The following is a 10,004-nucleotide window of genomic DNA, read 5'->3' on the forward strand; positions in this document are numbered from 1 at the left end:
CCCCACCCGCCGATCCCGATCGTCATCCCGTCGTGGATCAGCGAGGCGACCTCCGGGAGAGGGGAGGCCACGATGGTCATGTCGACAGGTTCTCGCCGGTCGCGACGAAGGCGTCGCGGTGCTGATCCGCGACTCCGGCGAGGTTGAGCTCGAACGTGAAGCCCTGCTCGAACCGGTAGCTGCGGTTGACGTCGATCGGGTCGATGCCGTTCAGCGCCTCCTTGGCTGCGCGGATGACGCGCGGATCCTTGGCTGCGATCTCCTCGGCGATCGCGAGCGCGGCGTCGTCGAGTTCGGCTCGCGGCACGACCGCGGTCACGGAGCCGAACTCCTCGAGCCGCTGGGCCGTGACCGTGCGGCTCGTGTAGTACATCGAACGGAGCATGTGCTGCGGGACGAGGCGGGAGAGGTGCGTGGCCGCTCCGAGTGCGCCGCGGTCGACCTCGGGAACGCCGAAGGCCGCGTCGTCGGAGGCGACGATCACGTCGCTGTTGCCGACGAGCCCGACCCCGCCGCCCAGGCAGAAGCCGTTGACGGCCGCGATCACGGGGACCGCACATTCGTAGATCGCCTTGAACGCTTCGTAGCATCCGCGGTTGGCGCCGAGGATGCCGGAGAAGCCCTCGATGCGCTGCATCTCCTTGATGTCGACGCCCGCGTTGAACCCGCGGCCCTCCGCCCGGAGGATCACGACGCGCGTCGCCGCATCGGCGGTGGCCTCGTGCATCGCGGCGGCGACGTCGAACCATCCGGCGACGGGCAGGGCGTTCACCGGCGGGTAGTCCATCGTCACGGTGCGGACACCGGAAGGATGCAGGGTGGAAGTGATCGTCATCGGACACCTAACCTAACGTTTGCTCAAGGCACCCTAGCACTTGCTTGGTTTGGCTCATAACCCCTTCGCTGCATTTGCCCTAGCAATTGCTTGGTTGGTAGGATCATGCGCATCGTCATCCGCGACCGCACTCCCGTCGCGCGCAGTCGGTGCCGGCTCATCAGCCGGACAGTCTCAAAGGAGAGTCGATCCATGGCAGGAATCCTCGAAGGTCGCGTCGCGATCGTGACCGGCGCCGGTCGTGGTCTCGGGCGCGAGCATGCGCTCGAACTCGCCCGGCAGGGCGCGGCAGTCGTCGTCAACGACCTCGGCACGACGCTCGACGGCGCAGGCGTGTCAGTCGGGCCTGCGCAGGAGGTCGTCGACATCATCCGCGCGTCGGGTGGCGAAGCCGTGGCCAACGGAGCCGACATCGCCGATTTCGCTCAGGCCGCAGAGCTCGTCGACCAGGCGATCTCCGCGTTCGGTCGCCTCGACATCCTCGTCAACAACGCCGGTTTCGTGCGCGACCGGATGCTCGTCAACGCCGGCGAGGATGAATGGGACGCCGTCATCCGCGTGCACCTCAAGGGGCACTTCGCCCCGCTGCGCCACGCGAGCGCCTACTGGCGCGCCGAGGCGAAAGAAGGCAGGCAGCCCCTGGCCCGGGTGGTCAACACCTCGTCGGGTGCAGGGCTCCAGGGCAGCATCGGGCAGGCGGCGTACTCCGCGGCGAAGGGCGGCATCGCCTCCCTGACCCTGGTCGCGGCCGCCGAGCTGGGACGCTACTGCGTCGCGGTCAACGCGATCGCCCCGTCTGCGCGCACCCGGATGACCGAGGGCCCCTTCGCCGACGCGATGGCCGCGCCCGAAGACGGCTTCGACCGGATGGATCCCGCGAACGTCTCTCCCGTGGTCGCGTGGCTCGCGAGTGCGGACTGCACGATCAGCGGCCGCGTCATCGAGGTCGAGGGTGGGCGCATCTGCCTGGAGGAAGGCTGGCGCCACGGCCCGGTGCGCGAGCTCGATCGGCGGTGGTCGGCCGCAGAGGTCGGCGATGCCGTGCGCGCTCTCGTCGCCGAGAGTGTCGACCCCGAGCCGGTGTACGGCGCATGAGTGCGGCGGACTGGGCGGGCCGCGATCTCGGTGAGCGGACCGTCGCCTATGACGAGAAGGATGCCATCCTCTACGCCCTCGCCGTGGGTGCGGCGGCCACCGACCTCGACCTCGTGTTCGAGGATCGGCTGCGGGTGCTGCCGACCTTCGGTCTCACGCTCGCGCAGTGGGCGCCCGACGTCCTCGCCGCAGCGGGGGCCTTCGACGACCGTGCCGTGCACGGTTCGCAGACGCTCGAGGTGCACCGTCCGCTGCCCCGTACCGGCGAACTGCGCCTCTCGGCCCGGGTGGGGGACGTCTGGGACAAGGGCTCCGCGGCGATCTTCGACGTGATCGTGGAGTGCGACGAGTTCACGGCGACGTGGTCGCTGTTCGCCCCCGGATTCGGTGGCTTCGGCGGAGAGCGGGGGCCCGCGCAAGCGGCATCCGCCGAGCGGCCGGTGGGCAGGCGCTCCGTGGTGCAGACCTTCGCGACCCAGGCGGCCCTGTACCGGTTGACCGGTGACCGCCATCACATCCACATCGACCCCGAAGCGTCGGCCCGGATCGGACACCCGACCCCCATCCTGCAGGGGCTGTGCACCCTCGCCGCGACCACGCTCGCGCTCGCCGCCGAGCAGGGCGCGCATCCGGCCGATCTGATCGCACTCCAGGGCCGCTTCAGCGGACCCGTGATCCCGGGCGACGCGCTCGACCTCGAGTCCTGGCCCGACGGCGCTTTCGAGCTGCGCCGCGACGGGGTCTCCGTGATCTCCGACGGTCGGGCGGTGTTCGCGTGAGCCGGGTGCTGGTCGTCGGTGCGACCGGGATGATCGGCAGCCATGTCGCCGCCGACCTCGCCGCGCACGGGGACGAGGTCACCGTGATGGCCCGCCGCGATCCGTCCGACCGTGATCCGCGTGCGGTCCACGGGATGCCGCGGCTCCGAGGTGACTACACCGACGCCGAGGCCTCGCCGCGCATGTTGGAGGGCTTCGACGCGATCGTGTTCGCGGCCGGCAACGACATCCGTCACGTGCCGGCCGATCAAGAGGACGACACGTTCTGGGACCGCACGCAGAGCGTCGGGGTGCCGCGGTTCGCGGCGCTCGCCAAGGCTGCCGGGGTCGGTCGCTTCGTGCAGATCGGCAGCTACTACCACCAGCTGCATCCCGAGTGGGCGGAGCGCATCCCGTACGTCGCCGCCCGCCGTGATGCGGATGAGCGCACCCGGGCGCTGAGTGACGACGGCTTCGCGGCGATGACACTGAACCCGCCGTCGATCGTCGGCGCCGACGAGCGCGGGGTGCGCCGATTCGCCCGAATGATCGCGTGGACGCGCGGCGAGCTCGACGAGCCCGAGCTGTTCGCCCCTCCCGGCGGCACGAACTACATGTCGGTGCGGTCGCTCTCGCAGGCTGTGCGGGGCGCGCTCGACGCCGGGGAGGGCGGTCGCGCCTACCTCGTCGGCGACCGCAACCTCACCTACCGCGGCTACTTCCAGCTGCTGGCGGATGCTGCAGGGAGCGCGCACGTGATCGAGGAGCGCGACGAGGAGCATCCGTTCCAGCCCGACCGATTCATCGTCCAGGGGCGTGGCGCGGTGATCGCCTATGAGCCCGATCCGGCTGAGACGGCGCTGCTCGGCTACGCGCGCGACGACGTGGAACGCGCGCTGGCCGAGATCGTCACCGCGGTGGACGCTCTGCGCTGAGCTGCGCCCACAGCGAAGCCGTCGCGCGCAGCGTCTCGTCGAGGGTGCCGTCGGTGCGCAGCACGACATCGGCGATCGCGACGCGATCGGCCTCCTCGCCCTGTGCCCGTAGACGGCGCTCCGCTTCGGCCGCGTCATGGCCGCGTTCCCTCTGCAGGCGCTGCAACCGTGTCGACGCCACGGCCTCGACCGTCACCACCAGGTCGTAGGTCCAGGGCAATGGTGCGGTGGTGCGGTTGAGCAGCGGGATCTCGTGCACGACGACTCCGGGATCGCGCCGGGCCTCCGCGATGCGCCGGGCCACCTCGTCGAGGATCGCCGGGCGCAGCAGCGCGTTGTACTGACCACGCAGTGCGTCGTCGCCGAACACCCGTGCCGCCACGGCCGCCCGGTCGAGCGCCCCATCCGGGGCGAGCACCTCGTCGCCCAGCAGCGCGGCGATGCGGGGCAGGAGCGCCGCCCCGCCGGGTGTCCGCGGGTCGACGATGTCGCGTGCGGCGGCATCGCCGTCCACGATGCGGGCGCCGTGGGTCGCGAGTGCGCGTGCGACCGTACTTTTACCCGCGGCGATGCCGCCGGTGAGCCCGACCAGGGTGGAGGCGGTCATGGCCGTCACCCGTTCCGGTGCACGGTGCCCGGATTCGTCAGGGACGGACGAAGCGGACCTCGGTCAGCGTCTCGCCGAGGAACGGCTCGGTGTGCGTCGCGCCGTCGAGCGTGAACCCGTTGCGCGTGTAGAAGCGGTGCGCGCGGGGGTTGTCCTCGGCGACCCACAGGTACAGGGGCTCGTCGGTCTCGACCGCGGCGTCGAACAGCTTCTGGCCGATGCCGGTGCCGTGCAGCGCGTCGAGCAGGTAGATGAAGTACAGCTCGCGGAATGCCGGAGCATCCTTGTCGCGGGCGGGGCCGGAGCCGACGAACCCGACGATCTCGCCGTCGACGAGCGCGGCGTTCATCTTGAACTCGGGACCCTGCGAGGCCCAGTGCGTCCACAGCTCGGCCATGCGCCGGGGGGAGACCTTCTCGAGCGCAGCCTTGCTGATCAGGTGGTCGTAGGTCTCATGCCAGCACTGGGCATGCACGCGACCGAGGGCTTCCGCATCCACATCACGGACCGGGCGGACGATGACTTCAGGCTGGGCTTCGGCGCTCATGATCGTGACTCTACGCGCGGCATCCGCGAAGGAGAAATCGAGTGGATGTTCGATGACGCTCGGCGTGCCGGCCTGGAGGGTTCGTACAACGATGTTCGCGAATCGTGCACGCCTGGCTACGATCGATCCTCGTGAACGTGATCTGGCGGACCCTCCTGGTGATCCTCGGCGCCCGACGCCGCGTGCGTCGGGGGAAGACCCTCGACCCGACGGCGGTGGGCAGCATCACCATCACCACTCTGCCGACCGACCTCGACATCCTGCGGCACATGAACAATGGTCGCTACCTGTCGCTGTTCGACCTCGGACGCTGGGACCAGCTCATCCGCACCGGACTGTTCGATGCCATGAAGGCTCAGGGGTGGTACGCGGTCGTCTCGAGCGAGACGATCACGTTCCGCAAGTCGCTGCAGCTGTGGCAGCGGTTCGAGGTGCAGTCGCGGTTCATCGGGCACGACGAGAAGGCGCTGTTCCTGGAGCACCGCGCCGTGGTCGACGGCGAGGTCTACGCCCGGGCGATCGTGCGGGCGCGCATGCTGCGCCGCACCGGCGGCACGGTCAGCAACGAAGAGCTGTTCGCCGCGGTCGGCAAGCCCGAGGGCGTGCCGGAGATCGACGCGTGGGTGCACGACTGGGCCGCGGCATCCGCCCTCCCGCCCGTGCGGGTGAAGGCGCCGAGCATCTGGGGCTGACCCCGTCGGCAGCGCTGGCCGGCGGCAACGATATATTGACCGTGTGCTGGCGATCCTGAAGACCACCGGGCGCGTGCTGTGGCGACACTGGCCCGCGCTCATGGCGTGGTATCTGGCCGGCGTCCTGGTGCACTACGTGATCACCGAGGTCGCCGGATTCATCGGCGCGTACTCCGCCACCCTCGGGTTCCTCGTCCTTCCGATCGGGATCCTCGCGCGGTTGATCAGCCTGGTCGCGATGTTCCTGGTGCTGCGTGACGGTCTGCGCAACCTGCAGGAGGTCGCGCCGCTGCCCGAGGCGGCCGCGGACCGCCGCCGCACCTTCCTCTCGGCGCTGCTCGCCGGCATCCTCCCCTTCTTCGCGGTCTACTGGGCGCAGGGTCTGCTGGGCGAAGACGTGCGGGCGTACTCGCTGCGCGCCCTCGAGGTGCGCAACGGAATCATCTGGACGGCGGCTGCCAACGGCGAAGGTCCCGTGAGCTCGGTCGACACCGTGCTGAACCTGCCGATCAACGTATGGACCATCTCGATCATCGTGCTCGCGTTCGCCGGTCGCTGGGCGTGGTCGAAGTGGTCGGCGAAGCTCGCGAAGTGGCTGTCGCCGGTCGCGGTCTACTTCGAGGTCGTCTGGGTCTTCTTCTCGGTGATGGTGCTCGGCGACATCTTCGACACGATCAAGGCGTGGGTCGACAGCCGCGCGGCCATGGCCTTCTTCGAGACGGTCAGAGAACAGATCCTGGATGCCGTCGCCCCACTGCGCTGGCTCTGGGAGGCCATCGGGTGGGTGCTCACCGAAGCAGGTCCCGTGCTCCTCGCTCCGCTGGCGTGGCTGACCATCGCCGGCGTCGTGTTCGGCCAGGCGATCGTCGCCGAGAAGCTGCGTGTGGAGAGCGAGCTGATCGCCCGCGTGCGCGAACACGCGGCCGTGATCCCCAACCCGCTCGTGCGCCGACTCAAGGATCTCGGCGAAGAGCTCGGCGCCCGCTTCCGCCCGATCGGACGAGCGCTGCTGCTCATGTGGCGCGCAGGGCCACTCCTCGTCGGCTCCTACGCGCTGCTCTACGTCATCGTGAAGGCGCTCGAGTCGTACCTCGGCTTCGGCATCACCCGGCTGGTCGGCCCACAGGAGTACGTGTTCTGGGCGATCGCCGCGCCGCTCGTGTCGCTCGTGCCGCTGCTGCTCATGGAGCCGGTGCGCATCGCGGTGATCAGCGGGGCGTACGACGCCACTCTGGCGCGGCTGCGCAAGCGGCAGCAGGACCGCACCGACACGGTGGGCGTCTCGGAGGCGGAAGGGGAGATGCGTGCCGTCGCCGATGCCGCCGGACTCCTGCCGTCATCGGTGGATGCCGTCGCCGCCGCGATGGTCACCGCCCCCGCCAGGGACAGCGTCGAGGGTCAGGGCTCGAACTCGAACCTCACGAAGGACCCGCCGGCGTCGTAGGGGCGCACGTCGACCCAGAAAGGGCCCTCGACATCTTCCGGCACCACGAACGGCACGATCAGCTCGTAGGCGCCGGCCTGCTCGCTGAGGCAGGTCTCCGGTTCGTCCGCGCTCCAGTCCAGCCCGATCTCCGCGCGGACGGGACCCCACTCCCGCCCCGTGGACTGCTCCACGAGGGTCGGCGTCTCGCACCCGATCCCCTCGGCATCAGGATCCACAGGCACCCCGACGGCGATCAGGCGTGTGTTCGGAGGGACGTCGAGACCCGCGAGGTCTTCGATCTCCCCACCGCGCACCGGACCCCAGGTCGCGCCGGCGAGATCGGTCGTCTCGTCCTCGACGACCACCACGGGAGTGACCGCGCGGGAGCCGAATCCGAAGAACTGGTACCACTCCTGCCACCCGACCGCGATGGCGGTCGCCGGCAGCAGCACGACGAGTGCGACCAGAGCCAGAGTGTTGCGGCGCCACCAGGAGGGCGGCTTCGCCGGGGCAGCGGCGGCCTCCGCGTCTTCCCGAGGCGCGGGCGGTACCGGAGGGAGGGGGATGGTCATCGGGCCCAGCCGTTCTCGTCCAGGAGCACCTCGGCCTCGACGGGCAGCGCGGCGAGGTCGATCGACAGCTCGATCACGGTGTCGCGCACCACCTCTCCGAGGCCGGACCCCGGCATGCCCAGGCGGAGCGTCGCGCGGTCGCCGGTCACGTCGTCCGGGAGCTCGAACGCGAGGCTTCCGGAGCGGGGGACACCGGTGACCAGCCGCTGATCGACGAAGCTGGTGCCGCGATCCGTCGCGCTGAACGTACGGTCGCCGATCGTGAGTTCCGCGAGCCGTGAGCCGCTCTGATCCTGCGTCACGCCGGTGGCGGCCTCGAGATCGACGACGAGCCAGGTGCCGTCGGCCGACCAGCCCTCCGCATCCGTGACCCGATCCGCGAGGTGCACGTCGGTCACGGTAGCGACCAGGTTGCGGGTGGAGGCCTGTTCGCCGATCTGCGCGACCGAGGCGAACGCGGCATTCGGGGCGTCGTCGGGAAGCGTCGCCTTCGAGACGCCCCACGCACAGACGAGCAACGCCACAGTGGCGACCCAGATCAGGATGTGCTTCTTCACGGCAGCGGCACCTCGTCGATGGTCGCCGTCAGCGTCGCTCCGACGCGGACGTCCACCCAGTAGTCGCCGCGCATCACGCTCTGCCCGACGTAGTGGTCCGACTCGGGGAGGGTGACAGTGATCTCGTCGCCGTCGTGGAAGTCGTCCGGCCCGACGGTCCAGGTGAGCAGCATGCGGGCGGGGACGTCAGGCTGCAACCGGGGCGCGCGCTCGCCGTCGTCGGCACGGAAGACGTCGCCCTTCTGATCGAGACCCTCGATGCGGATGCCGTCGAGCACCGGGGATTGCGGGGGGTTCGCCGTCGACGGTCGCGGCTTGTCGAACGTGTTGACGACGTCGACCGTGACGACCAGGATTCGCTCGCTCTTCTCCTCGTCCGGGAAGACCAGGGTTCGACCGCTCTCCGCGCTCAGCTCGTCGCGCAGCTCGACCCCGAGCACGGTCATCTCGAGATCGGAGCCCGCGAAGGTCTCGCCGACCTCGACGACCGGCGTGGGATCGACGGCCGCGGCCTCGAGTCCGCCGAAGACGGCGGTGGTCGCGAGCAGCACGGCTCCGGCGCCGGTGATGAGCCAGGACGTCGGGATCAGGTCGATGCTGCGTCGCGCCCAGCCGAGGACCTTCGCCCTCGCGCTCGCGTTCGCCGCGGTGACGGCCGGATCCTGCCCCTGGGCGGGGCTCTCCGGCGGCGTCGTGGTCACGGCAACAGCTTAGGACCGCGCGCGCGGCTGATCGCTCCTCTGCTTTCCGCAAGAACGAGACTTCTTTCCGCGTCATGCGGGCGAAGAAGGGGTGTTCCCGGAGCCGTGCTCAGTACTCTGAGCGAAAGCCAGGGGCAGAGACGCCCCGGAGCGGCCCCGTCGACGTCGACGGGCGGAGGAGGATGCAGTGGCAGTCATCGGCATCGTGCGGGAGCCTGCGGGCGAAGCGCGGGTCTCGGCCACCCCGGCGACGATCGCGTCGCTCGGGAAGCTGGGCCACACGGTCAGAGTGGAACGGGGAGCGGGCGCTGCGGCCTCGTACCCCGACGCCGAGTATGAGGCGGCCGGAGCCGCACTCGTCGAGCGCGCAGAGGCATGGGGCAGCGAGATCGTGCTCGCCATCACAGCGCCCGGCCCCGACGAGATCGCCCTCCTGGCCGACGGCGCGACCCTCATCGCGCTGCTGTCACCCGCCCTCCGCCCCGACCTGGTCGAGTCTCTCGCCCAGCGCGGGATCACGGCCGTCGCGCTCGACGCAGTGCCGCGCATCTCGCGCGCGCAGTCGATGGACGTGCTCAGCTCGATGGCGAACATCGCCGGGTATCGGGCCGTCGTCGAGGCCGCCCACGAGTTCGGGCGCTTCTTCACGGGACAGGTGACCGCCGCGGGCAAGGTGCCGCCGGCGAAGGTGCTGGTGGCGGGAGCCGGCGTCGCCGGACTCGCCGCCATCGGTGCCGCGTCGAGCCTCGGTGCGATCGTCCGTGCCACCGATCCGCGCCCCGAGGTCGCCGACCAGGTCACCTCGATCGGCGGGACCTACCTCCCGGTCGACGTCGAGGTCGCCGCCTCCACCGACGGCTACGCGAAGGCGACCAGCGCCGACTACGACCGCCGGGCTGCCGAGATCTACACCGAGCAGGCCGCCGACGTCGACATCATCATCACGACCGCGCTGATTCCCGGGCGCGCGGCGCCTCGCCTCATCACGGCATCCGATGTCGCGCAGATGAAGCCGGGCAGCGTGATCGTCGACATGGCGGCGGGCCAGGGCGGCAACGTCGAGGGCGCGGTCGCCGGCGAGCGCGTCGTCACCGACAACGGGGTGATCATTCTGGGTTACACCGACCTGGCCTCGCGCCTGGCCGCCCAGGCCTCGCAGCTCTACGGCACGAACCTCGCCAACCTCGTCGCGCTGCTGACCCCCGCGAAGGACGGCCGTCTGGTGATCGACTTCGACGACGTGGTGCAGCGCTCGGTCACGGTCGTGCGCGACGGCGAG

12 protein-coding genes are annotated in these 10,004 nt (G+C 70.3%); 6 read left to right on the forward strand and 6 right to left on the reverse strand.

Annotated elements, in window-relative coordinates; translation table 11 throughout:
- Positions 1 to 76 precede the first annotated feature (76 nt).
- Positions 77 to 835: an enoyl-CoA hydratase family protein gene (locus GZ67_RS0113980; RefSeq protein ID WP_029262113.1), complete on the reverse strand. Its 759-nt coding sequence runs from the start codon at positions 833 to 835 to the stop codon at positions 77 to 79.
- Between the two features lie 192 nt (positions 836 to 1,027).
- Between GZ67_RS0113980 and GZ67_RS0113985 the strand changes: the two genes are divergently transcribed.
- The 3 genes from GZ67_RS0113985 to GZ67_RS0113995 are packed head-to-tail and all read left to right on the forward strand — an operon-like array spanning position 1,028 to position 3,623.
- Positions 1,028 to 1,930 carry an SDR family oxidoreductase gene (locus GZ67_RS0113985; RefSeq protein WP_029262114.1) on the forward strand — a complete coding sequence of 301 codons (903 nt, stop codon included), beginning with the start codon at positions 1,028 to 1,030 and terminating at the stop codon, positions 1,928 to 1,930.
- Complete coding sequence (locus GZ67_RS0113990; protein ID WP_029262115.1) at positions 1,927 to 2,709, forward strand: MaoC/PaaZ C-terminal domain-containing protein; 783 nt, start codon at positions 1,927 to 1,929, stop codon at positions 2,707 to 2,709. The genes GZ67_RS0113985 and GZ67_RS0113990 overlap by 4 nt, the downstream gene beginning before the upstream one ends.
- Entirely contained in the window at positions 2,706 to 3,623 is a 918-nt protein-coding gene (locus tag GZ67_RS0113995) for an NAD-dependent epimerase/dehydratase family protein (protein WP_197021046.1), read from the forward strand. Before GZ67_RS0113990 ends, GZ67_RS0113995 begins: the two co-directional genes overlap by 4 nt.
- Here GZ67_RS0113995 and coaE read toward each other — a convergent pair.
- Both coaE and GZ67_RS0114005 read right to left on the reverse strand, forming a co-directional pair.
- On the reverse strand, positions 3,598 to 4,230 hold the full coding sequence (gene coaE / locus GZ67_RS0114000) for a dephospho-CoA kinase (protein ID WP_029262117.1): 633 nt from the start codon (positions 4,228 to 4,230) through the stop codon (positions 3,598 to 3,600). The genes GZ67_RS0113995 and coaE overlap by 26 nt on opposite strands.
- A 37-nt stretch (positions 4,231 to 4,267) precedes the next feature.
- The gene (locus tag GZ67_RS0114005) at positions 4,268 to 4,777 is read right to left on the reverse strand and encodes a GNAT family N-acetyltransferase (RefSeq protein ID WP_029262118.1); all 510 of its coding nucleotides are present in this window, start codon (positions 4,775 to 4,777) and stop codon (positions 4,268 to 4,270) included.
- A 131-nt stretch (positions 4,778 to 4,908) separates the two neighbouring features.
- Here GZ67_RS0114005 and GZ67_RS0114010 point away from each other — a divergent pair, with 131 nt between their 5' ends.
- A complete protein-coding gene (locus GZ67_RS0114010; protein WP_029262119.1) occupies positions 4,909 to 5,469 on the forward strand; it encodes an acyl-CoA thioesterase in 561 nt (186 codons plus the stop codon).
- A gap of 43 nt (positions 5,470 to 5,512) precedes the next feature.
- Complete coding sequence (locus tag GZ67_RS0114015) at positions 5,513 to 6,913, forward strand: hypothetical protein (protein WP_051662545.1); 1,401 nt, start codon at positions 5,513 to 5,515, stop codon at positions 6,911 to 6,913.
- Here the strand turns inward: GZ67_RS0114015 and GZ67_RS0114020 are convergent.
- From GZ67_RS0114020 to GZ67_RS0114030, 3 genes are read right to left on the reverse strand one after another with little or no spacing between them, the layout of a single operon-like run.
- Positions 6,868 to 7,467, reverse strand: a complete 600-nt coding sequence (locus GZ67_RS0114020; protein ID WP_029262121.1) for a hypothetical protein — start codon at positions 7,465 to 7,467, stop codon at positions 6,868 to 6,870. The two genes, GZ67_RS0114015 and GZ67_RS0114020, sit on opposite strands and share 46 nt — an antisense overlap.
- Positions 7,464 to 8,024 carry a hypothetical protein gene (locus tag GZ67_RS0114025; protein WP_051662546.1) on the reverse strand — a complete coding sequence of 187 codons (561 nt, stop codon included), beginning with the start codon at positions 8,022 to 8,024 and terminating at the stop codon, positions 7,464 to 7,466. The genes GZ67_RS0114020 and GZ67_RS0114025 overlap by 4 nt, the downstream gene beginning before the upstream one ends.
- Positions 8,021 to 8,725, reverse strand: a complete 705-nt coding sequence (locus tag GZ67_RS0114030; RefSeq protein ID WP_029262123.1) for a hypothetical protein — start codon at positions 8,723 to 8,725, stop codon at positions 8,021 to 8,023. Before GZ67_RS0114030 ends, GZ67_RS0114025 begins: the two co-directional genes overlap by 4 nt.
- Before the next feature lie 187 nt (positions 8,726 to 8,912).
- On the opposite strand from GZ67_RS0114030, the gene GZ67_RS0114035 reads away from it, so the two are divergent.
- Positions 8,913 to 10,004: Re/Si-specific NAD(P)(+) transhydrogenase subunit alpha (locus GZ67_RS0114035; protein ID WP_029273925.1), on the forward strand; the 1,092-nt coding region annotated here is incomplete at its 3' end.

Origin of the sequence: Microbacterium sp. Cr-K20, from assembly GCF_000708325.1 — a bacterium.
Lineage (GTDB): Bacteria > Actinomycetota > Actinomycetes > Actinomycetales > Microbacteriaceae > Microbacterium.

Bases quoted from the DNA above. Each gene is read 5' to 3' on its own strand.
- GZ67_RS0113980 (WP_029262113.1), bottom strand. From the start codon at position 835: ATGACGATCACTTCCACCCTGCATCCTTCCGGTGTCCGCACCGTGACG.
- GZ67_RS0113985 (WP_029262114.1), top strand. From the start codon at position 1,028: ATGGCAGGAATCCTCGAAGGTCGCGTCGCGATCGTGACCGGCGCCGGT.
- GZ67_RS0113990 (WP_029262115.1), top strand. From the start codon at position 1,927: ATGAGTGCGGCGGACTGGGCGGGCCGCGATCTCGGTGAGCGGACCGTC.
- coaE (WP_029262117.1), bottom strand. From the start codon at position 4,230: ATGACCGCCTCCACCCTGGTCGGGCTCACCGGCGGCATCGCCGCGGGT.
- GZ67_RS0114005 (WP_029262118.1), bottom strand. From the start codon at position 4,777: ATGAGCGCCGAAGCCCAGCCTGAAGTCATCGTCCGCCCGGTCCGTGAT.
- GZ67_RS0114020 (WP_029262121.1), bottom strand. From the start codon at position 7,467: ATGACCATCCCCCTCCCTCCGGTACCGCCCGCGCCTCGGGAAGACGCG.